This window comes from Pantoea sp. SM3640, assembly GCF_015654165.1.
Classification (GTDB): Bacteria; Pseudomonadota; Gammaproteobacteria; order Enterobacterales; family Enterobacteriaceae; genus Pantoea; species Pantoea vagans.
This window is the reverse complement of the sequence record NZ_CP064872.1, coordinates 25,031-49,101: the sequence shown is the minus strand read 5'-3', so window position 1 is coordinate 49,101 and position 24,071 is coordinate 25,031. Positions and strand designations below refer to the sequence as shown.

20 protein-coding genes and 2 tRNA genes are annotated in these 24,071 nt (G+C 56.5%); 9 read left to right on the top strand and 13 right to left on the bottom strand.

The window, feature by feature from the left end; all coding sequences use genetic code 11:
• Positions 1 to 110 precede the first annotated feature (110 nt).
• Complete coding sequence (locus IV493_RS00220; protein WP_195857582.1) at positions 111 to 2,495, top strand: phosphoketolase; 2,385 nt, start codon at positions 111 to 113, stop codon at positions 2,493 to 2,495.
• Here the strand turns inward: IV493_RS00220 and IV493_RS00215 are convergent.
• Positions 2,492 to 3,079 (bottom strand): LysE family translocator, encoded by a 588-nt coding sequence (locus IV493_RS00215; protein ID WP_195857581.1) that lies wholly within the window; start codon positions 3,077 to 3,079, stop codon positions 2,492 to 2,494. The genes IV493_RS00220 and IV493_RS00215 overlap by 4 nt on opposite strands.
• A gap of 134 nt (positions 3,080 to 3,213) precedes the next feature.
• On the opposite strand from IV493_RS00215, the gene IV493_RS00210 reads away from it, so the two are divergent.
• Positions 3,214 to 4,701 (top strand): PLP-dependent aminotransferase family protein, encoded by a 1,488-nt coding sequence (locus IV493_RS00210; RefSeq protein ID WP_195857580.1) that lies wholly within the window; start codon positions 3,214 to 3,216, stop codon positions 4,699 to 4,701.
• Here the strand turns inward: IV493_RS00210 and IV493_RS00205 are convergent.
• Positions 4,668 to 5,291: a glutathione S-transferase family protein gene (locus IV493_RS00205; RefSeq protein WP_195857579.1), complete on the bottom strand. Its 624-nt coding sequence runs from the start codon at positions 5,289 to 5,291 to the stop codon at positions 4,668 to 4,670. The genes IV493_RS00210 and IV493_RS00205 overlap by 34 nt on opposite strands.
• 106 nt (positions 5,292 to 5,397) lie before the next feature.
• On the opposite strand from IV493_RS00205, the gene IV493_RS00200 reads away from it, so the two are divergent.
• The gene (locus tag IV493_RS00200) at positions 5,398 to 6,243 is read left to right on the top strand and encodes a PhzF family phenazine biosynthesis protein (RefSeq protein ID WP_195857578.1); all 846 of its coding nucleotides are present in this window, start codon (positions 5,398 to 5,400) and stop codon (positions 6,241 to 6,243) included.
• A gap of 39 nt (positions 6,244 to 6,282) precedes the next feature.
• On the opposite strand, the gene IV493_RS00195 is transcribed toward IV493_RS00200, so the two are convergent.
• Positions 6,283 to 7,041, bottom strand: coding sequence for an SDR family NAD(P)-dependent oxidoreductase (locus IV493_RS00195; RefSeq protein WP_095706525.1), 759 nt, complete (start codon positions 7,039 to 7,041; stop codon positions 6,283 to 6,285).
• A 115-nt stretch (positions 7,042 to 7,156) separates the two neighbouring features.
• Between IV493_RS00195 and IV493_RS00190 the strand changes: the two genes are divergently transcribed.
• From IV493_RS00190 to IV493_RS00180, 3 genes are all read left to right on the top strand, one after another.
• Entirely contained in the window at positions 7,157 to 8,056 is a 900-nt protein-coding gene (locus tag IV493_RS00190; RefSeq protein ID WP_013359435.1) for a LysR family transcriptional regulator, read from the top strand.
• 45 nt (positions 8,057 to 8,101) lie between these two features.
• The gene (yhjD, locus tag IV493_RS00185) at positions 8,102 to 9,121 is read left to right on the top strand and encodes an inner membrane protein YhjD (protein ID WP_033734415.1); all 1,020 of its coding nucleotides are present in this window, start codon (positions 8,102 to 8,104) and stop codon (positions 9,119 to 9,121) included.
• A gap of 272 nt (positions 9,122 to 9,393) precedes the next feature.
• Entirely contained in the window at positions 9,394 to 10,725 is a 1,332-nt protein-coding gene (locus IV493_RS00180; RefSeq protein ID WP_033784267.1) for an MFS transporter, read from the top strand.
• Positions 10,726 to 11,460: 735 nt separating this feature from the next.
• Here the strand turns inward: IV493_RS00180 and ilvC are convergent.
• Positions 11,461 to 12,936, bottom strand: coding sequence for a ketol-acid reductoisomerase (gene ilvC, locus IV493_RS00175; protein ID WP_033784686.1), 1,476 nt, complete (start codon positions 12,934 to 12,936; stop codon positions 11,461 to 11,463).
• A gap of 162 nt (positions 12,937 to 13,098) precedes the next feature.
• On the opposite strand from ilvC, the gene ilvY reads away from it, so the two are divergent.
• Positions 13,099 to 13,980 (top strand): HTH-type transcriptional activator IlvY, encoded by an 882-nt coding sequence (ilvY, locus tag IV493_RS00170; RefSeq protein WP_033734419.1) that lies wholly within the window; start codon positions 13,099 to 13,101, stop codon positions 13,978 to 13,980.
• Here the strand turns inward: ilvY and ilvA are convergent, their stop codons facing one another.
• The 6 genes from ilvA to ilvL all read right to left on the bottom strand — a co-directional run bounded on the left by ilvA (position 13,981) and on the right by ilvL (position 20,541).
• The gene (ilvA, locus tag IV493_RS00165) at positions 13,981 to 15,528 is read right to left on the bottom strand and encodes a threonine ammonia-lyase, biosynthetic (protein ID WP_013359440.1); all 1,548 of its coding nucleotides are present in this window, start codon (positions 15,526 to 15,528) and stop codon (positions 13,981 to 13,983) included.
• Between the two features lie 2 nt (positions 15,529 to 15,530).
• Positions 15,531 to 17,381, bottom strand: coding sequence for a dihydroxy-acid dehydratase (gene ilvD, locus IV493_RS00160; RefSeq protein WP_195857577.1), 1,851 nt, complete (start codon positions 17,379 to 17,381; stop codon positions 15,531 to 15,533).
• A gap of 62 nt (positions 17,382 to 17,443) precedes the next feature.
• Positions 17,444 to 18,373, bottom strand: coding sequence for a branched-chain amino acid transaminase (locus IV493_RS00155; protein ID WP_013359441.1), 930 nt, complete (start codon positions 18,371 to 18,373; stop codon positions 17,444 to 17,446).
• Positions 18,374 to 18,391: 18 nt separating this feature from the next.
• Positions 18,392 to 18,649: an acetolactate synthase 2 small subunit gene (ilvM, locus tag IV493_RS00150; protein ID WP_008926359.1), complete on the bottom strand. Its 258-nt coding sequence runs from the start codon at positions 18,647 to 18,649 to the stop codon at positions 18,392 to 18,394.
• Positions 18,646 to 20,292, bottom strand: a complete 1,647-nt coding sequence (ilvG, locus tag IV493_RS00145) for an acetolactate synthase 2 catalytic subunit (protein ID WP_195857576.1) — start codon at positions 20,290 to 20,292, stop codon at positions 18,646 to 18,648. The genes ilvM and ilvG overlap by 4 nt, the downstream gene beginning before the upstream one ends.
• Positions 20,293 to 20,442: 150 nt before the next feature.
• Complete coding sequence (gene ilvL, locus IV493_RS00140; RefSeq protein WP_072101316.1) at positions 20,443 to 20,541, bottom strand: ilv operon leader peptide; 99 nt, start codon at positions 20,539 to 20,541, stop codon at positions 20,443 to 20,445.
• Between the two features lie 330 nt (positions 20,542 to 20,871).
• Between ilvL and IV493_RS00135 the strand changes: the two genes are divergently transcribed.
• Entirely contained in the window at positions 20,872 to 22,395 is a 1,524-nt protein-coding gene (locus IV493_RS00135) for a YifB family Mg chelatase-like AAA ATPase (RefSeq protein ID WP_195857575.1), read from the top strand.
• Between the two features lie 25 nt (positions 22,396 to 22,420).
• Here IV493_RS00135 and IV493_RS00130 read toward each other — a convergent pair whose 3' ends face one another.
• A complete protein-coding gene (locus IV493_RS00130; RefSeq protein ID WP_010253568.1) occupies positions 22,421 to 22,759 on the bottom strand; it encodes a DUF413 domain-containing protein in 339 nt (112 codons plus the stop codon).
• A gap of 120 nt (positions 22,760 to 22,879) precedes the next feature.
• On the opposite strand from IV493_RS00130, the gene hdfR reads away from it, so the two are divergent.
• Entirely contained in the window at positions 22,880 to 23,713 is an 834-nt protein-coding gene (gene hdfR, locus IV493_RS00125; RefSeq protein WP_010253571.1) for an HTH-type transcriptional regulator HdfR, read from the top strand.
• 120 nt (positions 23,714 to 23,833) lie between these two features.
• Here hdfR and IV493_RS00120 read toward each other — a convergent pair.
• Both IV493_RS00120 and IV493_RS00115 read right to left on the bottom strand, forming a co-directional pair.
• Positions 23,834 to 23,909, bottom strand: a tRNA-Trp gene (locus tag IV493_RS00120).
• Positions 23,910 to 23,916: 7 nt separating this feature from the next.
• A tRNA-Asp gene (locus IV493_RS00115) sits at positions 23,917 to 23,993 on the bottom strand.
• Positions 23,994 to 24,071 lie beyond the last annotated feature (78 nt).

Below are 24,071 nucleotides of genomic sequence, written 5' to 3'. Positions count from 1 at the left end.
AAGAGGCTCCGCACTGCGGGGCCTTTTTTATTGGCCGGTTGCCTGGTCGTACCGGGTATTCTCTATTAGGGTTAAGGCATCTTTTAGCTGAACGCTCAAGAGGAACCGGCATGTCTTACTCCCCTGCGTTACCGGAATTCACGCTGATCGACCGCTACTGGCGGGCAGCAAATTACCTCTCCGTCGGACAGATTTACCTGATGGATAACCCACTGTTACGCGAACCGCTCAAACCGGAGCACATCAAACCGCGTCTGCTGGGCCACTGGGGCACCACGCCAGGGCTGAATTTTATCTATGCCCATCTCAACCGTGTTATCCGCAAACAGAACCTGAATATGATCTACATCTGCGGGCCCGGACACGGCGGCCCCGGCATGGTGGCAAATACCTGGCTGGAGGGCAGCTACAGCGAAATTTATCCGCACATCTCCCCGGATGCAGCGGGCATGCAGCGCCTGTTTAAGCAGTTCTCGTTTCCGGGCGGCATTCCCAGCCACGCAGCACCGGAAACCCCCGGCTCGATTAATGAAGGCGGTGAGCTGGGCTATTCGCTCTCCCATGCCTTTGGTGCCGCTTTCGATAATCCCGATCTGGTGGTGCCGTGCGTGATTGGCGACGGTGAAGCCGAGACCGGCCCGCTGGCCTCCAGCTGGCACGGCATCAAATTCCTCAATCCTGAACGTGACGGCGCGGTGCTGCCGATTCTGCATCTCAACGGTTACAAGATTGCCAACCCGACATTGCTGGGTCGCAGCAGCGACGACGATCTCCACCAGCTGTTCAGCGGCTACGGCTATGAGCCAATATTTGTCAGCGGACATGAGCCGGAAAAAATGCATCCGCTGATGGCGGAGGCGCTGGATAGCGCCTTCACTAAAATCGCCACTTACCAGCATGAAGCCCGCAGTGGCAACGCCAGCGCCGATGTGCCGCGCTGGCCGATGATTATTCTGCGCAGTCCCAAAGGCTGGACCGGCCCCAAAACGGTCGACGGTAAGAAAGTGGAAGATTTCTGGCGGGCGCATCAGGTACCGGTCGCCGCCTGTCGTGAAGATGACGGTCATCGCCAGATCCTTGAGACGTGGATGCGCAGCTACCAGCCCGATGACCTGTTTGATGAACAGGGTCGCTTAAAACCGGAACTGCAGGCGCTGGCACCGGAAGGCGATAAACGCATGGGCGCATCACCCTATGCCAATGGCGGCCTGCTGCGCCGCGAGCTGGATACGCCTGCGCTGGCGGAATTTGCCTGCAATGTCAGCGAGCCAGGCACAGAGATGGCGCAGGCCACGGAGCATCTGGGCCGCTATCTCAGCGTGCTGTTTCAGCGCAACCGCGATAACTTCCGCCTGTTTGGCCCGGATGAAACCGCCTCTAACCGCCTGACGCCAGTGTTCGACGTGACCAGCCGCACCTGGCTGGAACGAACCGAGCCTTATGATGAGCAGCTGGCGCGGGATGGCCGGGTGATGGAAATCCTCAGTGAGCATCAGTGTCAGGGCTGGCTGGAAGGTTATCTGCTGACCGGCCGTCACGGGCTGTTCAACTGCTATGAAGCCTTTATCCACATTGTCGATTCGATGTTTAACCAGCATGCCAAGTGGCTGAAAGTGTCGCGTAAGCTGGGCTGGCGTAAGCCGATTTCATCGCTGAACTACCTGCTCTCTTCCCACGTCTGGCGACAGGATCACAACGGCTATAGCCATCAGGATCCGGGCTTTATGGATCACGTTGCCAACAAGAAAGCGGATATCGTGCGCATCTATCTGCCGCCCGATGCCAATACGCTACTGTGGGTTGGCGATCACTGCCTGCGCACCTGGAATCGGATCAATGTGATTGTCGCGGGCAAACAGCCAGCGCCGCAGTGGCTGGATATGGCCAGTGCCGTGACGCATTGCGAAGCGGGAATGGGCGAGTGGCGCTGGGCAGGCACGACGCCGGAGAATGAACAGCCGGATGTGGTGATGGCCTGTGCCGGTGATGTGCCGACCATGGAGACAATGGCGGCGGTGGATCTGCTGCGCGAGATGCTGCCCGAACTGCGCATCCGGGTGGTGAACGTGGTCGATTTACTGGCGCTGCAGCCACAGGATAAGCATCCGCATGGCAAATCTGATGCGGAATTCGACGCCCTGTTTACCCAGGATAAGCCGGTGATTTTTGCCTTCCACGGCTATCCGGCGCTGATACATCGGCTGACCTATGCGCGTACCAATCATCGCAACTTCCATGTGCGCGGCTTCAATGAAGAGGGAACCACCACCACGCCATTTGATATGACGGTGCTGAACGAGCTTGACCGTTATCATCTGGCGCAGGAGGTGATTCTGCGGGTGCCGGGTCTGGCCGACGCCCATCCCGAGCTGCTGGAGGATTTACAGCAGCGTCTGGCGGAACATCACCGCTATGTCCGTGAACATGGCGAAGATTTGCCGGAGGTGCAGAACTGGAAATGGCCGTCGGCCACCGCACCCGGTGCGCCCGATTAAGCGGCCAGCAGCGCGTCGGTCAGCATCCAGACGGTGGTCGCCACCAATGACAGCGCCATCAGGCTGTTAAAAAGCTGACGCTTCCAGGCAATCTGCAGATGGCTGCGCAGGCGATCGCCCAGCGCAGCCCAGATCAGGATGCAGGGCAGATTGAGCAGCATAAAGCCGATCATCACCGTCAGCACGCCGCTGCTGCCGGTGTAGAGCAGCGCGACGTTAGTGGCCATCAGCCAGGCTTTGGGGTTGATCGCCTGGAAGCAGGCACCGCCCACCAGCGTCATCGGCTGTGGTCGGGTTCGCGCTTCCGGTGCACCGGCGCGAAAAATTTTCCAGGATAACCACATCAGATAGGTACAGCCTGCCAGCGTCAGCGGCATGCGAATCGCCGCCATCCAGTGCAGCAATATTTCCAGCGCCATCCCGGCAATCACCGTCTGTAACGCGCAGCCCACTAAAATGCCAAACACCATCGGCAGGGTCCGCCGCATGCCAAAATTGACGCCGGAGGTCGCCAGCAACAGATTGTTCGGGCCTGGCGTAATGGACATCACGGTGACGTAACTGAAGAAAGAGGGATCGAGCATAGTGGCTCTCCTGAAAGTGGACAGAGTTCTATGCTACGGCGGAGAAAGAGATGGTAACAGTGACACAAAATTACTATTGTTATGGTTACAGTTCCCGTTAACAGCAATTGTACCCATCTACGCCGGAGGCTTCTGTGTCCCTTGCTCCCACGTCCGATCAGCCACTCTATCAGCAGCTCGCAGACAGCTTCGCTGAGGCCATCCATCAGGGCACGCTGAAACCCGGTAAACGCCTGCCGGCGATTCGCCGCGTCGCTCAGTCACACCAGGTCAGCGTCAACACGGTGCTGAATGCCTGGCAGCTGCTGGAAGATCGCGGGCTGATTGAGGCGCGTCCGCAGTCGGGCTATTACGTGCGTAGCGTATTGCCCGCCGTCACCCGTCACGGTCAGCATAAAGCCCGGGTACGCGACCCCAGTAGCGGCAAGCTCGACCTGATTGATAAGGTGTTTGCAGCGCAGAACCATCCCGACTACACCAATATCTCGCTGGCCTGCCCGCAGGACAGCGAGCTGTTTCCGGCGGCGCGCATCGCCCGGATTACCGCCTCACTGCTGCGCCGTCATCCCAACATTATCGGGCGCTATGCACTTCCGCCCGGTAGTGAGCGCTTACGGGAGGAGATTGCGCGACGGGCGCTGCACGCCGGGCAAACGCTCACCGCCGATGAGATCACCCTGACCCACGGTTGTATGGAGGCATTACAGCTGGCGCTGCGGGCGGTGACGCAGCCCGGCGACTGTGTCGGTCTGGAGTCGCCGACTTACTTCTTCCTCTTCCCGCTGCTGGCGTCGCTGGGCCTGAAGGCGCTGGAAATCCCTACCGATCCGCAACATGGCCTGTCGCTGGATGCGCTGGAGATGCTGCTGCAGGAGCAGCGTATTAAGGCACTGATTGCGATGCCCAGCGTGCAGAACCCGCTGGGCTGTGGCATGTCGCTGGAGAATAAGAAGCGGCTGGCGAAGTTAGTGAATACTTACCACGTTCCGCTGATAGAAGACGGGCTGTATGACGAGTTGCAGTTCGACTGGCCACTCTCGCCCGCCGTGAAAGCCTTTGATCGCGATGGCTGGGTGATTTACTGCACCAGCTTTACCAAAACCGTGGCACCCGATTTTCGACTTGGCTGGACCGCCGCAGGCCGTTTTCATGACGCGATTGCCCGACTGAAAGCAGTATCGTCGATGGCCGAATCCGCCCTGCTCTCGGAAACGCTGGCGGAGTTTCTTGCGTCCGGCGGTTATGATCATCATTTGCGCACGCTGCGTCGTCGCTACGCGGCCAATCTGGATGAGGCGCGCGGTCTGATCGCACGCTACTTCCCGGTGGGAACCCGCGCGACGCTGCCACGCGGTGGGTTTGTTTTCTGGGTCGAGTTACCGGGCGGCGTGAATACCACCGAGATGTTTGATCGGCTGCTGCAGGAGCAGATTTGCGTCACGCCTGGCGCGCTCTATTCATTGAGTGAGCGCTACAACCATGCGCTGCGTCTCTCCTGCTGCTATCCGTTTGATGCCCGCTACACCCGGGCGATTCAGCGCGCGGGCGAAATCGCCTGTGAACTGGCGGGCGTGCCGTGCGGCGAAGCTCAGGGTGTACCGTTGCGACCCCAGACGGTATAGCCGCGACGTTCAGTCAGACGCTCGTAATAGGTGCGCACCGCCGGATAGTCGGGATGATCGAGCGGGGTTTCAAACCAGCGGTTTACCGCCAGGCCAATCGGAATGTCTGCCAGAGTAAAATTGCGTCCGGCGACGTAGCGGCCGGTTTTTTCCAGCTGCTGATTGAGAATGCTCATGGTGTGCGCCCAGCCTTTGCTGGCCGCAGCCAGCAGTCGCGGGTCCTGATGGGCCGGTGAGTTTCGCACCAGCGACATAAAGGCGTAGCGCCATGAGGTGTTGAGTTCGGTGGATTGCCAGTCCATCCACTGATCGACAGGCGCACGCGTCTGCAGATGCAGAGGATAAAGCCATTCACCACCATAGGTGTTCGCCAGATAGCGCAGAATGGCGTTAGATTCCCACATCACAAAGTCATCATCTTTTAATACGGGCACCATCGCATTCGGGTTGAGTGCCATGAATTCGGGCAGGTGCGTTGAACGGAAGCCGTCGCCCCACTCTTCGCGCTGGTAATCAAGGTCCAGCTCGTCACACAGCCATAATACTTTGCGCACGTTGATTGAGGAGGCGCGTCCCAGGATCGTCAGCATTCACAGTCTCCGGTAAAATCTTTAACTTATTGATAACGCTGTTAGCTGTTATAAGCAATCATCCGGCAGAGAAAAGGCCACACTGAGCCCAGAGCAAGGAGTCACAATGAAGGTCGCGTTTAAGCAAGTCGATGTGTTTACCTCATCAGCCTTTAACGGCAATCCGCTGGCGGTGATCATGGATGCTCAGGGGTTAAGCGACAGCCAGCTGGCGGCGATTGCCCGCTGGACAAACCTGTCGGAAACCACCTTTGTCCTGCCGCCTCAGCATGAAGAGGCGGACTATCGGGTGCGTATTTTTACCGTTGAAGGGGAACTGCCGTTTGCCGGTCATCCGACGCTGGGCACCGCCCATGCGCTGCTGGAGGCGGGCTGGTCAACCCGCACGCCGGGTGAAATCGTGCAGGAGTGCGGCGTCGGTAACGTGACGGTGAAGATAGGTGACGCGGGCCTGGCATTTGCCGCGCCAGCTGCCACGCTGATGCCCTGGCAGGATGCGCGGATGAGTAACGCCTTAAACAGCGATGCGTTCGACCTGACGCAAAGCCCGACGGTAGTGGACATGGGGATTCGCTGGCTGCTCATACCGATGATCAGCGCTGAAGCGGTACTGGCGCTGCAGCCCGATGTCAGTGAATTGCAGCGTCTGATTCAGCATGCGGGTGTCTCGGGCATCATGCCCTTTGGCCGCCTGCCCACTGGCGAGCCTGAACAGTATGAAGTGCGCGGTCTGCTGGTGGAGAATGGCAGCCTGACCGAAGATCCGGTGACCGGCAGCGCCAACGCCTGTCTGGCGCGTTACTTCGCCGCGGCGGGGCAAACCACCCCGTATCGCGTTCGTCAGGGCACGGCTCTGCAGCGTGCGGGTCGGGTGAATGTGACCTTTGCCGGTGAGACCATCTGGATTGGCGGCAATACCGTGACCGTCATCGATGGCACCATTACGCTGTGAAAGGCGGCGGCGTCGTGTTTTCCGCGACGCCGCCCGGGGTTAAATTCCCTGCCCGCCGGACGCTTCAATGCGCTGGGCGGTGATCCAGCCGGTTTCGTCACTGAGGATCGCGCTGATAGCGTCGCCGATATCATCCGGCAGTCCGACCCGACCCAGCGCCGTCAGCCCGGCAATCTGGTCGTTAATCTCGCGGGTATCACGCACACGTCCTCCGCCAAAGTCTGTCTCTATCGCACCAGGTGCCAGAATATTGACGCGAATGCGGCGTTCACCCAGCTCTTTCGCCTGATAGCGTGTCAGGACTTCCATCGCCCCTTTCATCGACGCATAGGTCGCGGAGCCAGGATAGACCAGACGGGTCAGACCGCTGGAGATATTCAGTATGCGCCCCCCGTCGTTAATCAGCGGCAGCAGCTTCTGGGTCAGGAAGTAAGGCCCTTTGAAATGCACATTCACCAGTGCATCAAATTCCGCCTCGGTGGTGTCGGTAAACGGCTTGTAGTGTCCGTGACCGGCGTTGTTCACTAAATAGTCAAAGCGCTCACGCTGCCACTGCTGTTGCAGTACCGCTTTCACTTCACCGACAAAGCGATCAAACTGCCCGGTTTCGCCAACATCCAGCGCCAGCGCCACGGCGCGCTGTCCCAGCGCTTCAATTTCCTTCACAACCGACTGCGCCTCATCGGCATGGCTGCGGTAAGTCAGAATAATATCTGTGCCTCTGTCAGCCAGTTTTAAGGCCCCATTGCGGCCTAAACCGCGGTTTGCACCGGTAATTAACGCCACTTTCTGATTCATCTCACACACCTGTTGAAAAATTGAACACGGGTTAAGGATATTCGCGAATTATTGATCTATAAACAGGGTTAAACGCGCATCACTGTTTCAATAAAAACAACAATCGGTGAACAACATGGACAAAATTCACGCAATGCAGGTGTTTGTGCGGGTGGCCGAAATGGGCAGTTTTACCCGCGCGGCAGAGAGTTTGGGCATACCTAAAGGCAGCGTATCGCGACAGATTCAGGCGCTGGAGAATCAAATGGCAACACGTTTGCTGCATCGCACCACGCGCCGGGTGCAACTAACCCAGGATGGCCTGGTCTATTACGACCGCTGCCTGGATCTGTTGTCGATGATTGACGATATGGACAGCCTGTTTCAGCACGAGCCCGCTTCGCTCAGCGGTAAACTTCGGGTCGATATGTCAGTGGCGATGGCCACCGGCTTTATCCTGCCAAGGCTGCCGGAATTTTTGCAGCACTACCCGGGCGTGGAAATTGAGCTGAGCAGCAGCGACCGACAGGTGGATGTGATCCGGGAAGGATTTGACTGCGTCATCCGGGTCGGTGAGCTGAAGGATTCGGGGCTGATTGCGCGAAAAATTGGTACTCATACCTTGATCAACTGCGCCAGCCCTGGCTACCTTTCGCGGTTCGGCATGCCAATCCGGCTGGAAGAGCTGTCGCAGCATGCGATGGTGCATTACAGCCAGCAGCTCGGCCAGGCCTCACCCGGCTTTGAATATTTTGATGGCAGGCAGTGCCATTACGTTCATACCGGTGGCGTGGTGACGGTGAACAGCACGGAAACCTACCGCGCCGCCTGTCTGGCAGGGCTGGGGATTATTCAGGTGCCCGCCGCCGGGATTCAGACATTACTGGAAAGGGGCGAGCTGGTGGAAGTGCTGCATCGCTTTCCCGCCAGACCGATGCCGATCCATCTGCTCTATCCGCACCGGCGCAATGTGGCACGCCGCGTAAGGGTATTTATGGAGTGGCTGAGTCAGGTGTTACAGGAGTACGTCACCTGAGCGGCTATACTTTGATTTTAATGATAAACAGGACAGTGAAGGTCTATGACAGACAAGCAGGAAAACCCGCAGGATATGCAGCCAGAAAAGCCGCTTATCGATATTAAAACCGGCAATCACACCGTGGATGAGTCGATTGTTCGCGTGTCGCGCTTCGCCATCTGGTTTCAGTCTATTCCGGCGGTGGCGCATTTTATTCGCGCTCTCGACCGCTTTAATGACCGACTCGGCAGCCAGTTTGGCGCAGCCATTACTTATTTTTCATTTTTATCGCTGATCCCCATTCTGATGGTGTCGTTTGCCGCCGTGGGTTTTGTGCTGGCATCGAATCAGGACCTGCTGACCGATATCATCAACAAAATCGTCAGCAGCATCAGTGACCCGACGCTGGCAACCACGCTGAAGAATACGGTGAATACCGCCATTCAGCAGCGTGCCACCGTGGGTATCACCGGTTTACTGCTGGCGCTCTACTCCGGTCTTAACTGGATGGGTAATCTGCGTGAAGCGATCCGCGCCCAGTCGCGCGACGTGTGGGAACGTAAACCGGATGACAAAGAGAAGATCTGGAAGCGTTATATTCGCGACTTCCTATCGCTGACGGGTCTGATGCTGGCGCTGGTGATTACGCTGTCGCTGACCTCGGTGGCCGGTTCTGCCCAGGCGACCATTGTGAGTGCGCTGGGGCTGGATGGCATTGAGTGGTTACGGCCTGCCCTGACCATTATCGCCACGTCGATTTCCGTTCTGGCGAACTATCTGTTGTTCCTCTGGATTTTCTGGATCCTGCCGCGTCATAAGCCGCGCAAGAAAGCACTGTTCCGCGGCACCCTGCTGGCGGCAATCGGCTTTGAGGTGATTAAGTTTGTGATGACGCTGACGCTGCCGAAGCTGGCGACCTCACCTTCCGGTGCAGCCTTTGGTTCTGTACTCGGTCTGATGGCGTTCTTCTATTTCTTCGCCCGTCTGACGCTGTTCTGTGCAGCGTGGATCGCGACGGCCAAATATAAAGACGACCCTCAGATGCCGGAAGCGGGCAGCGCATCCCGCCGCAAAGCATCGTAATCCGTTAACAACAGCGGAAAATGTCACCCTTCGGCTATTTTTTCACCAGATAACAGGATGAATAGCTGAGGGGTCACTTTTATTTAGCCCTTTCTTAGAGTATCCCGCCAGATATCGTCCGGTTTACCCCGGTATCGCCCGGCATTCGTCACACCACAGAAATTATCCTCTTTTTGCCCTCTGAAGCCAGACGCGGCGCGGGTTTTCATCATTGAATGCGCTCTGGCAGATGCGTAAGATTCTTTGTCTGTATTTACAAATAAGAAACAGTTATGCAAGCCTCCCTCACAGATACACTCGACAAACAGCAGGATCCCACACCGGTTAACTCACGCAGTAAAGTGGTGATTGCCTCGCTGGTCGGCACGGCCATCGAGTTCTTTGACTTCTATATTTATGCCACTGCTGCGGTCATTGTTTTCCCGCACATTTTCTTCCCGCAGGGTGATGCCACGGTCGCGACGCTACAGTCGCTGGCCACTTTTGCTATCGCCTTTATCGCGCGCCCGATTGGCTCTGCGGTGTTTGGTCACTTTGGCGATCGCGTCGGGCGTAAAGCCACGCTGGTTGCCTCGCTGCTGACCATGGGGATCTCTACCGTGGTGATCGGCCTGTTGCCGAGCTATGAAACCATCGGTGTGCTGGCGCCGCTGCTGCTGGCGCTGGCGCGTTTTGGTCAGGGGCTGGGGCTGGGCGGTGAATGGGGCGGCGCGGCGCTGCTGGCGACGGAAAACGCCCCGGCGAAGAAGCGTGCGCTTTATGGCTCTTTCCCTCAACTGGGTGCGCCGATTGGCTTTTTCTTCGCGAACGGGACTTTCCTGCTGCTCTCCTGGCTGCTGACCGATGAACAGTTTATGCAGTGGGGCTGGCGTGTGCCGTTTATTCTCTCCGCTGTACTAGTGCTGATTGGCCTGTATGTGCGCGTGTCGCTGCATGAGAGCCCGGTGTTTGCCAAAGTGCAGAAAGAGAAGAAGCAGGTTCGCGTGCCGATTGCGGCGCTGCTGGGCAAGCATCTGACTGCCACCATTCTCGGCACCTTTATCATGCTGGCGACCTATACGCTGTTCTATATCATGACCGTCTATTCGATGAGCTATGGCACCACGCCAGCACCAGCGGGTCTGGGCATTCCGCGTAACAGTATGCTGTGGATGCTGATGCTGGCGGTGATTGGTTTTGGTGTGATGGTGCCGATTGCCGGTTTGCTGGCCGACCGTTTTGGTCGTCGCAAGACGATGATTACCATTACGCTGATGATTATCGCGTTTTCGTTCCTGTTCCCGGCAATGCTGGGTTCCGGTTCACAGGCGCTGGTGATGGCGTTTCTGCTGCTGGGTCTGAGCATTATGGGGCTGACGTTTGGCCCGATGGGCGCGCTGCTGCCGGAGCTGTTCCCGACCGAAGTGCGTTATACCGGTGCCTCGTTCTCCTATAATCTCTCCTCGATTCTGGGTGCCTCGGTTGCGCCGTACATCGCGACCTGGCTGAATGCCAATTATGGTCTGCAGGCAGTGGGGCTGTATCTGGCGTCGATGGCGGTGCTGACGCTGATAGCGTTGCTTGCCTGTAAAGAGACGCGTCACCAGACATTGTATGACGTTTAATCCTGTTGGATGAAGGTCAGTGAAACCCGGCAGCCGCCGGGTTTTTTTATGGAGCGGGCTCACAGAGTACAACTGCTCTGAAGGGCTAAAAAAAGCATCGCCTTATGGTCAGGTGACAGGCTCAGGGAGCATACGCCTTTCGCAAAGACGCAAAAGACGCCACCCCTGGCGGGCTCAGCGCGGGCGATTACGCACCTCATCCCTGAGGTGCGCCCGTAAACGGGCCAACGCTTTGCGTTGTTCAAAAACGCTCCCGGCGTTTTTGTCCCTGGCCCGCGATGCTTTGCTACAGGCGTATGCTCCCATCGCTTTAAGTGGATTAGTTGTCTGTTCTAAAAAACTGAATCGCATTTAAATGTATAAAACCTGAGGCGGGGTAATTCTTACAGCAATTAAGAAGTCTGAGGGCATTGGCAACACGGGCAGAAGAGGAAAGCGTCCCGCGCCGTGGACAAAAACGCCGGGAGCGTTTTTGAACAACGCAAAGCGTTGGCCCGTTTACGGGCGCACCTCAGGGATGAGGTGCGTAATCGTGCGGGCAGAGCATGCCAGGGATGGCGGGTTTTGCGTCTTTCCGATCTGACCGTGTTCCCTGTGCAGGCACGGTCTTACAGCAATGCAGGCAATGCAGGCAATGCAGGCACAGTCCCACCAGTGAACTGCTCAGGCAGTGTTCACAAACAAAAAACCCCGGCGAGCCGGGGTTTATTTTGCTGAAAACTGTGAAAAAAACTATTAGCCCGCGACAGCGATACGCTTCATATCGGTCATGTAGCCACGCAGTTTACGGCCAACAGTTTCAATCGGATGCTGGCGAACGGCTTCGTTAACGTCACGCAGTTGCGCGTTGTCGACCTGTGTGCCTTCAACAGCTTTACCCAGATCGCCTGGCTGCAGCGTGGTCATGAACTCTTTCAGCAGCGGCACTGCAGCGAAGGAGAACAGGTAGTTACCATATTCGGCGGTATCAGAAATAACTACGTTCATTTCATACAGACGCTTACGTGCGATGGTGTTCGCAATCAGCGGCAGCTCATGCAGTGATTCGTAGTAAGCAGACTCTTCGATGATGCCGGCATCGACCATGGTTTCAAACGCCAGCTCAACGCCCGCTTTAACCATTGCAACCATCACTACGCCTTTGTCGTAGTACTCCTGCTCTTCGATTTTGCCTTCATACTGTGAGGCAGTTTCGAATGCGGTCTGGCCGGTCTCTTCACGCCAGGTCAGCAGGTTTTTATCATCGTTAGCCCAGTCAGCCATCATGCCGGAAGAGAATTCGCCGGAGATGATGTCATCCATGTGCTTCTGGAACAGCGGCGCCATGATGGTTTTCAGCTGCTCTGACAGCGCATAAGCGCGCAGTTTCGCCGGGTTAGAGAGACGATCCATCATCAGGGTGATGCCACCAAACTTCAGTGACTCGGTAATGGTTTCCCAGCCGAACTGAATCAGTTTTTCTGCGTAAGCCGGGTCCGTACCTTCAGCCACCAGCTTGTCGAAGCAGAGCAGTGAACCCGCCTGCAGCATGCCGCACAGGATGGTCTGCTCACCCATCAGGTCAGATTTCACTTCTGCAACGAAGGAGGACTCCAGCACGCCAGCACGATCGCCGCCGGTCGCTGCTGCCCAGGCTTTAGCAATCGCCATGCCTTCGCCTTTTGGATCGTTTTCCGGGTGAACCGCGATCAGCGTCGGAACACCAAAGCCGCGTTTGTACTCTTCACGGACTTCTGTACCCGGGCACTTCGGTGCCACCATGACTACGGTGATGTCTTTACGGATGCTTTCGCCCACTTCAACGATGTTGAAACCGTGCGAGTAACCCAGCGCAGCGCCATCTTTCATCAGCGGCTGAACAGCCTGAACGACAGCAGAGTGCTGCTTGTCTGGCGTCAGGTTAACCACCAGGTCCGCCTGCGGGATCAGATCTTCGTAAGTACCCACTTTGAAACCGTTATCGGTCGCTTTGCGCCATGAAGGGCGTTTCTCAGCAATCGCTTCGGCACGCAGTGCATAGGCGACATCCAGACCTGAATCACGCATGTTCAGACCCTGGTTCAGGCCCTGAGCGCCACAGCCAACGATAACGACTTTTTTGCCTTTCAGGAAACTGGCACCATCCGCGAATTCATCACGCGCCATGAAACGACATTTGCCTAATTGCGCCAGCTGGTTGCGCAGGTTCAATGTGTTGAAATAGTTAGCCATGGGTACTCCGATAAGGTTGTGTTTGCTTTTTTTGTTCAGGAACGGCGTGTCATGCAACGCCGCGAATGACCCCATCATATGACAGGAATTCTGTTGCTTAAATTGATATATTAACAACGTCACATTGCAATAAATGCAACACTAAACAGAGGCGACGCGCGCATGGATTTACGGGATCTGAAACTGTTTCTTCATCTGGCAGAAAGCTGCCACTTCGGGCGCACGGCGCGTGCGATGCACGTCAGCCCTTCCACACTGTCACGCCAGATCCAGCGACTTGAAGACGATGTCGGCCATGCGCTCTTTCTGCGTGATAACCGCACCGTGACGTTAACGGAAGCGGGCGAACGTCTGCGCCAGTTTGCCCAGCAGACGCTGTTGCAGTATCAGCAACTGCGCCATGTGATGGATCTTAACGGCCCGTCACTCAGCGGCGAACTGCGACTGTTCTGTTCTGTGACGGCGGCCTACAGTCATCTGCCGCCGATTCTCGATCGCTTTCGCGCGGAACATCCGCAGGTCGAAATCAAACTGGATACCGGTGATGCTGCGGATGCGGTGGAAAAAGTGCACTCCGGCGATGCCGATCTGGCGATTGCGGGACGGCCTGAAACCCTGCCCGCCAGCATTGATTTTATGCCACTGGGGCTGATCCCGCTGGTGCTGATTGCGCCCGCACTGCCCTGTGCCGTCCGCACCCAGGCCACCCAGCCGCAGCCCGACTGGTCAAAAATTCCGTTTATCCTGCCGGTGCAGGGACCGGCACGGCGGCGTATCGATCTCTGGTTTCGCCGCCAGCGCATCCCGAATCCGGTGATTTACGCCACGGTATCGGGCCATGAAGCGATTGTCTCGATGGTGGCGCTGGGTTGCGGTATTGCACTGTTGCCGGATGTGGTGCTGGAGAACAGTCCGGATCCGGTGCGGAACCGCGTGCTGTTGCTGGAGAATATTGACTCGGTTGCGCCGTTCGAACTCGGCATCTGCGTGCAAAAAAAGCGGCTCGGAGAGCCGCTGATTAGTGCTTTCTGGAGCCAGCTGTAATCAGTGGCCTGACAGGAAGAAGCGGAACGCCGGGTTCTGGCTTTCGTCATGAAAGTCGTAACCCAGGTCGGTGAGATGCTCCTCGAAACGTGGCTCATCGCTGCCGACTTCAAAAGCCGCCAGCACACGACCGTAGTCGGTGCCATGGCTGCGGTAGTGAAACAGCGAGATATTCCAGTGGGTGCCCAGCGTTTGCAGGAACTTCAGCAACGCGCCAGGTGCCTCCGGGAATTCAAAGCTGAAGAGCCGTTCACGCAGCGGCTTGGAAGGGCGTCCGCCCACCATGTAACGCACGTGCAGTTTTGCCATCTCATCATCTGACAGATCGACCACCTGATAACCGCCGCGGGTGAGCTCGCTGATGATTTCGCTGCGCTCTTCCACGCCACGCGTCAGACGTACACCAACAAAGATGCAGGCTTTGTCCGCGTCCGCGTAGCGGTAGTTGAACTCGGTGATCGAACGTCCGCCCAGCGTCTGACAGAAACGCAGGAAGCTGCCCTGCTGTTCCGGGATGGTGACGGCCAGCAGCGCTTCACGCTGTTCACCCAGCTCGCAACGCTCGGAGACGTAACGCAGGCCGTGGAAGTTGACGTTGGCCCCGGACAAGACGTGCGCCAGCCGCTCGCCTTTGATCTCGTGCTGCTGGATATACTTCTTCATGCCCGCCAGCGCCAGCGCGCCAGACGGCTCCGCCACGGCACGAACGTCTTCGAACAGGTCTTTCATCGCAGCGCAAATCGCATCGCTGTCGACGGTGATGATGTCATCGATGTAGGCCTGACAGAGCCGGAAGGTTTCGCTGCCAATCCGCTTAACCGCCACCCCTTCGGCAAACAGCCCGACGCGTGGTAGATCGACCGGATGACCGGCGTCCAGCGCCGCTTTCAGGCAGGCTGAATCTTCTGACTCCACCGCGATGACTTTGATCTGCGGCATCAGCTGCTTGATCAGCACCGCAACGCCCGCAGCCAGACCGCCGCCACCTACCGGCACAAAGACCCGGTCGAGGTGCGCATCCTGCTGCAACAGCTCCATCGCCAGCGTGCCCTGTCCGGCAATCACAGCCGGATGGTCAAACGGCGGCACGAAGGTGTAGCCACGCTGTTCTGCGAGCTCTATCGCTTTGGCTTTCGCCTCGTCAAAGTTGGCTCCAAACAGAAAAGCCTCACCGCCAAATGCGCGCACCGCATCAACCTTGATGTCTGCGGTCGCCAGCGGCATCACAATCAGCGACTTGATGCCCAGCTTCGTCGCGGAGAGCGCCACGCCCTGCGCATGGTTACCGGCTGATGCCGTCACCACACCGCGCGCTTTCTGCTCTTCGTTCAGACCGGCAATCATCGCATAGGCACCGCGCAGCTTGAAACTGTGTACCGGCTGGCGATCCTCCCGCTTCACCAGAATGGTGTTGCCAAGACGCGATGAAATTTTTTCCATAACCTGCAGCGGCGTCACCTGTGCCACTTCATACACCGGTGAACGCAGCACTGCGCGCAGATACTCCGCGCCGCATGGCGCGTCGGGTAGCGGTTGAGACTCGGCCATGGTTAGCCTCCCAGCTTGCTCTTATCGCGGACGGCACCTTTGTCAGCACTGGTCGCGAGTAATGCGTAAGCACGCAGCGCAAAGGAGACTTCACGCTGACGATTGACCGGCGTATACGCCGCATCGCCACGTGCCTGCTGCTCTTCACGGCGGGCGTGCAGTTCGTTATCCGGCACAGCGAGTTTGATGCCGCGGTTAGGGATATCAATTTCAATGATGTCGCCATCTTTGACCAGCGCAATAGTGCCGCCGTTGGCCGCTTCAGGCGAAGCGTGGCCGATAGAGAGGCCTGATGTACCACCGGAGAAACGACCGTCGGTGATCAGTGCGCAGCTTTTGCCCAGGCCCATCGATTTCAGATAGGTGGTCGGATAGAGCATTTCCTGCATGCCCGGCCCGCCTTTTGGCCCTTCGTAGCGGATGACGACCACGTCGCCTGCGACTACTTTGCCGCCCAGAATCGCTTCTACCGCGTCATCCTGGCTTTCATAGACTTTGGCAGGACCGGTGAAGGTCAGGATCTCTTTGTCTACGCCCGCGGTTTTAACGATACAGCCATCTTCGGCAATGTTGCCGTAGAGCACGGCCAGACCGCCATCCTGAGAGTAAGCGTTTTCGCGGGTGCGGATACAGCCTTCGGCACGGTCATCATCCAGCGTGTCCCAGCGGCAGTTCTGCGAGAATGCCTGGGTAGTACGGATGCCCGCCGGGCCCGCGCGGAACATATCTTTTACCGCCTGATCTTTGGTCAGCATGATGTCGTACTGATCCAGCGTTTCACGCATCGTCTGCTGCAGGATGTTGCGCGCGCTGCTGTCGAACAGACCTGCGCGATCCAGCTCGCCCAGAATCGCGAAAACGCCACCTGCGCGATGCACGTCTTCCATGTGGTATTTCGGGGTACTTGGTGCGACTTTACAAAGCTGAGGCACTTTACGTGACAGGCGATCGATGTCGGAGATGTTGAAGTCGATGTCGCCTTCCTGTGCCGCCGCCAGCAGGTGCAGCACAGTGTTGGTGGAGCCGCCCATGGCGATATCCAGCATCATAGCGTTCTCGAAAGCGGCCTTGTTCGCGATGTTACGCGGCAGCATGTTGACGTCATCCTGCTCATAGTAGCGCTTAGTCAGGCTGACGATACGCTTACCGGCATTAATGAACAGCTCTTTGCGATCGGCGTGCGTGGCCAGCAGTGAACCATTACCAGGCTGCGACAGGCCGAGTGCTTCGGTCAGGCAGTTCATCGAGTTGGCGGTGAACATACCGGAACAGGAGCCGCAGGTCGGACAGGCAGAGCGTTCGATCTGATCGCTGTCGGCATCGCTGACGTTCGGGTTGGCACCCTGAATCATCGCATCAACCAGGTCCAGCTTGATGATCTGGTCAGAAAGCTTAGTTTTACCCGCTTCCATCGGGCCGCCTGAAACGAAAATCACCGGAATATTGAGGCGCAGAGACGCCATCAGCATACCTGGGGTGATTTTGTCGCAGTTAGAAATACAGACCATGGCGTCGGCGCAGTGCGCGTTAACCATGTACTCGACCGAGTCAGCAATCAGCTCACGCGAAGGCAGTGAATACAGCATGCCGCCATGCCCCATGGCAATACCGTCATCCACCGCGATGGTGTTGAACTCTTTAGCCACACCGCCCGCCGCTTCGATCTGCTCAGCGACGAGTTTACCCAGGTCGCGGAGGTGAACGTGGCCAGGGACAAATTGGGTGAATGAGTTAACCACAGCGATAATCGGCTTGCCGAAATCGTCGTCGGTCATTCCTGTCGCGCGCCATAAGGCACGGGCACCCGCCATATTGCGGCCGTGGGTGGTAGTGGCGGAACGGTACTTAGGCATGCTCTATTTACTCCAGTAAGAATTAGCTCGCGGACGTCAGATGACGCCCGCGCTGTATCTGATTATGGGTTAACCGGATCTAACCAGCCCCATTTGTCTTCGGTTTCGCCAGTGAACAGACCAAAGAAGGCCTGCTGGACACGTTTGGTGACCGGACCACATTTGCCTTCGCCCACCTGAATGCGGTCAACGCTGCGCACCGGTGTGATTTCTGCCGCGGTGCCAGACATAAAGACTTCGTCAGCCAGATAGAGAGATTCACGCGACAGAGTCTGCTCACGCACTTCAATGCCCATATCACGCGCCAGCGTGATGATCGCATCGCGGGTAATGCCCGGCAGTGCCGAAGAGGTAAATGGCGGGGTATAGAGCACGCCATCTTTAACTTCAAACAGGTTTTCGCCAGCACCCTCTGAGATCAGGCCATTAGTATCCAGCGCAATGCCTTCCTGATAGCCATGACGACGGGCTTCGCTGCCCACCAGCAGCGAGGAGAGGTAGTTACCACCCGCTTTAGCGGCGGTTGGCAGAGTGTTTGGCGCCACGCGGTTCCATGAAGAGACCATCGCATCGATGCCATTTTCCAGCGCTTCAGCGCCCAGGTAAGCGCCCCACGGGAAGGCGGCAATGATCACGTCAGTCGTGAAGCCATCTGGCGGGTTGACGCCCAGGCCCACATCGCCGACGAAGGCCAGCGGACGGATATAAGCACTTTTCAGTTTGTTTACGCGGATGACTTCGCGGCACGCTTCCATCAGCTCATCAACGCTGCTTTTAATCGGGAAACGGTAGATTTTGGCGGAGTCGTGCAGACGTTGCATGTGTTCACGATGACGGAACACAACCGGTCCTTTGTGAGAGTCGTAGCAGCGGACGCCTTCAAATACCGACGTACCGTAGTGCAAGGCGTGGGACATGACGCTGACCTTCGCTTCTTCCCACTTAACCATCTCGCCATTGAACCAAATAAAGTCTGCTTTCTTCGTGCTCATTGTTATTCCCTCTCGCGGCTACGCGCGGATTTGTTGTGTTGTCTGTTGTTGAATCTGAACGCATGCAACGTCGATCAATTTACTTAACTGCGAAGACAGTAAATCGACGGAGCGCTGGCTGGCAACGGTCATTTCAATATTAATGTTTTCTGCGTTGGCGACTGAGGCCATGTTCATAGAACAGACCTGAAAACCGCGGTGACGCACGACGCGTAAAATGCGCTCTAATATTTCAGGGCGGAAACGGGCTTCGATAGACAATTGATGCTGGTTCATACGGTTTTCTCCATCATGTTTGCATTGCTGGCACCCGGCGGTACCAGGGGCCAGACGTTTTCATGCTCATCTATTGCAACATGCAGGAAGTAAGGACCTTCGCTGTTCAGCAGAGCATCAAGGGCGGCGTCGACCTGATCTTTACGGGTAATGCGCTGGCCGGGAATGTTGAACGCGCTGGCCAGCGTGAGGAAGTCGGGATTGTCGGACAGGTTAGTTTCACTGTAGCGACCATCGAAAAACAGCTGCTGCCACTGGCGCACCATGCCCAGACGCTGGTTATCCATCAGTACGATTTTGACCGGCAGCCTGCCGCGCTTGATGGTGCCCAGCTCCTGGATGTTCATCATGATGGAGCCATCGCCCGAGACACAGATCACTGTATCGTCCGGACGTGCAACCTGCGCACCGATGGCAGCCGGTAAGCCAAAGCCCATAGTGCCTAAGCCGCTGGAGGTGATGAAGTTCTCCGGCGCGCTGAAATCCATATGTTGCGCTGTCCACATCTGGTGCTGACCAACATCAGTGGTGACGACGGCATTCGCCGGTTTGCGATCGGAAAGCTGCTTCAGCAGCAGCGGCGCATAGATCGCGTCGCCCGGATGGTCATAGCGCCATGTATGGCTGGCTTTCAGTGCCTGCACCTCATCGCGCCAGGCGTTGATAGATAAAGGCTGACTCAGGGCGGGCAGCAGTTCGTTAAGATCGCCCTGCAGAGAGACATGAGCGCGACGTAATTTGTTTAATTCAGCGGGGTCGATATCGAGATGAATGACGCTGGCGTGCGGTGCGAAGGTATCCAGCTTGCCGGTGACGCGGTCGTCGAAACGGGCACCGACCGCGATCAGCAGGTCACACGCCTGTACGGCCAGGTTAGCGGCTTTGGTGCCGTGCATGCCTAGCATACCGAGATAAACGTCACTGTGTGGGCTCACAGTGCCCAGTCCCTTCAGAGTAGCAACTGCCGGGATGCCGGTCTCTTCTGCCAGCTTGCGCAGTGCCGGAACCGCCTGCGCCAGACCAACACCGCCGCCAACGTAGAGCATGGGCTTTCTGGCCTGCGCCATCAGTGCACGTGCCTGGTCAATCGCCTGATGCGGCAGCGCATTTCTTTCTTCAACCGGAACCAGATGCGGCGCGGGTTCACCCTGTGCAATCTGAATGTCTTTCGGGATATCAATCAGTACCGGGCCAGGACGGCCTGACTGCGCCAGCGCAAAAGCTTCCGCCATGATGGCGGGCAGCTCATCCAGCGATTCCACCAGGAAGCTGTGCTTGGTGCAGGCCAGAGAGAGTCCCAGTACGTCAATCTCCTGAAAGGCATCGGTGCCGATGAAGGCCGAGGTGACCTGACCCGTTACCGCCACAACCGGCACTGAATCCATCATGGCATCCGCCAGACCGGTGATCAGGTTTGTCGCGCCGGGGCCGGAAGTGGCGATACAGACGCCGGTTTTGCCGGTTGAACGGGCATAGCCGATTGCCGCCATCACAGCGCCCTGCTCGTGACGACACAGTAGGTGTTCCACGCCGCCATCATAGAGCGCGTCGTATACCGGCATGATGGCGCCGCCCGGGTAACCAAATACGGTATCAACACCCTGCGCGCGTAAAGCCTGAACTACCCACTGTGCACCTGTCATCGCTATTCTCCTGTGTCCTGACCGGAACAACAGAATTTTATGCTACTGTTCATTGTTTGTTCCTTGTGGATTTACTGATATTTCCTCGGGTCGAAAAAAAAACCCCCGGACCTTTCGGTGCGGGGGTTTTTCGGATTCGAGGCTTGATTTTTAAGCCTTTCTTTCTCCAAGCGTTGCCCCGCACGGTAGGTTAATAACCACCACCACGCTAATCACGACCAGGCTAATCACTTGTAGAAGGGCTTTCATGTGTTGTTCAATTCTTTTTCGTGTTCGAAGTAATGCCTACAGAGTTATCATAGTCAGGGGGCATGACACAACTTTTTTTACAGATTTATTTTAGCTTGTTGCGCAGAATCAAGGCCTATCAATCTGTAATACAAGAAATAATTACATAATGATAATTATTCATCACTTCAGGGACGTAATAATATTTCGATGAATTTGCGTACTGTCGCGCAGCGTTTTAAAACGCCATGAAACAACTTTCGATGGGGTGTGCGATGTCCCGAACTGTGCTGATGCTGTGCTCGCTTTTCTTTGATGCAGTCACCAGACTGACGGCAACAAGGAGCGAGTATGTCATTGTCAAAAGTTCTGACCCGGGCAGCACTGGGGGTGGAAGCCCCGCTGGTGACCATTGAGGCACATATCAGTAACGGCCTGCCTGCCTTGACCCTGGTAGGCCTGCCGGAAACCACGGTCAAAGAAGCGCGTGAGCGGGTACGCAGCGCCATTATCAACAGCGGTTTCACCTTTCCGGCAAAGCGGGTCACCATCAATCTGGCTCCAGCAGACTTACCCAAAGAGGGCGGAAGGTATGACTTACCTATGGCAATCGCCATTCTGGTCGCCTCTGAGCAGCTTCCTGCCGACAAGCTGACGCACTATGAGTTTCTGGGTGAACTGGCACTCGACGGCGCGCTGTGCGGTGTTCAGGGCGCGATTCCGGCAGCCATGGTAGCAATTCAGGCTGGACGACAGCTGGTTCTCTCTGCTGAAAATCAGGCGGATGCCGGACTTATCCGTCAGGGATCATCGCTGGTCGCCTCTCATCTCAGCGACGTATGCACTTTTCTGCGCAATGAACTCACGTTACCGACAGCGCAGTCTCCTGAGCATCAGGGCAATCCACCTGCTGACGACCTCGCAGATATTATTGGTCAGGAACAGGGACGCAGAGCGCTGGAGATCACGGCGGCTGGCGGGCATAACCTGTTACTGATTGGCCCGCCCGGCACCGGTAAAACCATGCTTGCCACCCGGCTGCCCGGCATCATGCCTTCTTTAACCGATCAGGAAGCACTGGAATGCGCGGCAATCGCCAGCCTGGTGAACAATAGCAGTACTCTGCACCGACAATGGCGTACCCGGCCTTTCAGGTCGCCTCACCATAGCGCATCTCTCTATGCTTTGATTGGTGGTGGATCGCTGCCACGCCCCGGCGAGATCTCACTGGCGCATAACGGCGTGCTATTTCTGGATGAGTTGCCGGAATTTGATCGCAAGGTGCTGGACTCTCTGCGCGAGCCATTAGAGTCGGGTGTCATCGCTATTTCGCGTGCCCGCGCAAAAGTCACCTATCCGGCACGATTTCAGCTGATTGCTGCTATGAACCCAAGTCCAACCGGACATTATCAGGGACAGCATAACCGCACCTCACCTCAGCAGGTGCTGCGTTATCTCAGCAAGCTGTCCGGCCCTTTTCTCGATCGTTTTGATCTTTCGCTGGAGGTGCCGCTACTTCCAGGTGGAATGCTTAGCGGTCAACGCCCTGCAGCAGAAACGTCTGAACGGGTTCGTCATCGGGTGGTCGCGGCGCGGGAGATTCAGCTGACCCGTGCAGGAAAAATTAATGCGCATTTAAACAATGCGGAGATTATGCGCTGGTGTCAGCCGGCTAAGGAGGATGCGGAGTGGCTGGAGTCAGTACTGGAGAAACTGGGTTTATCTGTACGGGCATGGCAGCGGATTTTGAAGGTGGCGCGTACCGTGGCCGATCTGGCGGGAGAGGCAGAGATCAGCCGGCATCATCTGCAGGAAGCTGTCAGTTATCGCACGATTGATCGTTTAATGATTCATCTGCATAACAGCCTGCAATAAAAAAGGGGCTTTCGCCCCTTCTCTGTTAATCGTCGCTGTCGGTAAAGTCTTCGACGGTGTCCATCTGCGGTTTACCGCCGGAAAGCGTATGAAAACGCTTAGGACGCTTAATGCGGGTCATATATTTAGACCATACACGTTCGGCTTCCGTTTGCGGCTCACGCACGCCACGACATACTTCAATAAACAGACGTTCTTCTTCTGTTGCAGGCTCACGCTTTGATAAATCCAGCTCATTAAAGGCGAAACCGTGGCGTTCAAGAAGCTGAGCTTCTTTAATAGTAAAGTCACCGTGGCGTGAGAAACCACGCGGGTAATGTTTGTTATCAAAGAAACGATTCTCTGTTGAGAAGCTTTCCGCCATGTTACACGCTCCTGATTTTCTAATGCCGTGCTGTTAATGGCGCGGAGTATTAGATAGGCTTGACAGAGTGTAAAACAAAACATTTAAATCTATACGACAAACATTTTTTGGGAGAACGCTGTGGATACGGAATTACTGAAAACTTTCCTGGAAGTGAGCAGAACACGCCATTTCGGGCGTGCTGCAGAAGCACTTTACCTTACGCAATCTGCTGTCAGTTTTCGCATCCGCCAGTTAGAGAATCAACTTGGCGTTAACCTTTTTACACGGCATCGCAATAACATACGTCTGACAGCGGCCGGAGAGCGCCTGCTTCCCTATGCTGAAAGCCTGATGAGCACCTGGATGATGGCAAAGAAGGAGGTTTCCCACACTCAGCAGCACCATGAGCTTTCGATCGGTGCCAGTGCATCGCTATGGGAGGCTTATCTGACGCCGTGGCTACAGACGCTGTATGAGAATCGTGAAAGCCTGCATTTAGAAGCGCGCGTGGCACAACGACACCTGCTGGTTAAGCAGCTCCATGAACGCCAGCTGGATCTGTTGATCACCACTGAAGCGCCTAAAATGGATGAGTTAACCAGTCAGCAGATTGGTCATATCTCGCTGGCGCTGTTCTGCGCCCGGCAGAGCGAGAAACGCGAAAAATATGATTACATTAAACTGGAATGGGGAGCAGATTTTCATCAGCATCAGAGCTACCTTTCCGGGGCGGATGATGTGCCAGTACTGACCACAACGTCGGCGCATGTTACCCGTGAACTGCTGCATACCACCGGCGCGTGCGCGTTCCTGCCTGACTTCTGGCAAAGCGTTTACAGTGAGTTGATGGTGATCCCGGATACGCCCGTCGCCGTTCGTCCGCTCTATGCTGTCTGGTTGCAGAACAGCGATCAGCAGGCGCATATCCGGCAGTTGCTTAAATTCCCGATTCTGGTCAGGCAAAACAGCTAAAGATCGGCAGGTAGAGAAGCAAGCAGGGAAGAGATGAGACCAGTTAGATTTAGCTGGTTCTTCTTTTTTGCCTTTCTGAAGGCAAAAAAAAATCCTTTGCCGAAGCAAAGGATCGTTTTCTGGCAGGGGCGGAGGGACTCGAACCCCCAACACCCGGTTTTGGAGACCGGTGCTCTACCAATTGAACTACGCCCCTAATAGGGTGGCGGAACGGACGGGGCTCGAACCCGCGACCCCCTGCGTGACAGGCAGGTATTCTAACCAACTGAACTACCGCTCCACCGATTCTTTCACGCTTATCAGCAACCGGCTGATAACCGTCTGTTCCCGTTATTTTCCCTGTCAGAGGAAAAGGAAC

Coding starts and splice junctions, on each gene's coding strand:
- IV493_RS00205 (WP_195857579.1), bottom strand. CDS start 5,291: ATGCTGACGATCCTGGGACGCGCCTCCTCAATCAACGTGCGCAAAGTA.
- IV493_RS00155 (WP_013359441.1), bottom strand. CDS start 18,373: ATGAGCACGAAGAAAGCAGACTTTATTTGGTTCAATGGCGAGATGGTT.
- IV493_RS00215 (WP_195857581.1), bottom strand. CDS start 3,079: ATGCTCGATCCCTCTTTCTTCAGTTACGTCACCGTGATGTCCATTACG.
- ilvA (WP_013359440.1), bottom strand. CDS start 15,528: ATGGCCGAGTCTCAACCGCTACCCGACGCGCCATGCGGCGCGGAGTAT.
- IV493_RS00130 (WP_010253568.1), bottom strand. CDS start 22,759: ATGGCGGAAAGCTTCTCAACAGAGAATCGTTTCTTTGATAACAAACAT.
- IV493_RS00190 (WP_013359435.1), top strand. CDS start 7,157: ATGGACAAAATTCACGCAATGCAGGTGTTTGTGCGGGTGGCCGAAATG.
- IV493_RS00180 (WP_033784267.1), top strand. CDS start 9,394: ATGCAAGCCTCCCTCACAGATACACTCGACAAACAGCAGGATCCCACA.
- ilvM (WP_008926359.1), bottom strand. CDS start 18,649: ATGAACCAGCATCAATTGTCTATCGAAGCCCGTTTCCGCCCTGAAATA.
- ilvD (WP_195857577.1), bottom strand. CDS start 17,381: ATGCCTAAGTACCGTTCCGCCACTACCACCCACGGCCGCAATATGGCG.
- IV493_RS00135 (WP_195857575.1), top strand. CDS start 20,872: ATGTCATTGTCAAAAGTTCTGACCCGGGCAGCACTGGGGGTGGAAGCC.
- IV493_RS00220 (WP_195857582.1), top strand. CDS start 111: ATGTCTTACTCCCCTGCGTTACCGGAATTCACGCTGATCGACCGCTAC.
- yhjD (WP_033734415.1), top strand. CDS start 8,102: ATGACAGACAAGCAGGAAAACCCGCAGGATATGCAGCCAGAAAAGCCG.
- IV493_RS00195 (WP_095706525.1), bottom strand. CDS start 7,041: ATGAATCAGAAAGTGGCGTTAATTACCGGTGCAAACCGCGGTTTAGGC.
- IV493_RS00200 (WP_195857578.1), top strand. CDS start 5,398: ATGAAGGTCGCGTTTAAGCAAGTCGATGTGTTTACCTCATCAGCCTTT.
- ilvG (WP_195857576.1), bottom strand. CDS start 20,292: ATGACAGGTGCACAGTGGGTAGTTCAGGCTTTACGCGCGCAGGGTGTT.
- ilvY (WP_033734419.1), top strand. CDS start 13,099: ATGGATTTACGGGATCTGAAACTGTTTCTTCATCTGGCAGAAAGCTGC.
- ilvL (WP_072101316.1), bottom strand. CDS start 20,541: ATGAAAGCCCTTCTACAAGTGATTAGCCTGGTCGTGATTAGCGTGGTG.
- ilvC (WP_033784686.1), bottom strand. CDS start 12,936: ATGGCTAACTATTTCAACACATTGAACCTGCGCAACCAGCTGGCGCAA.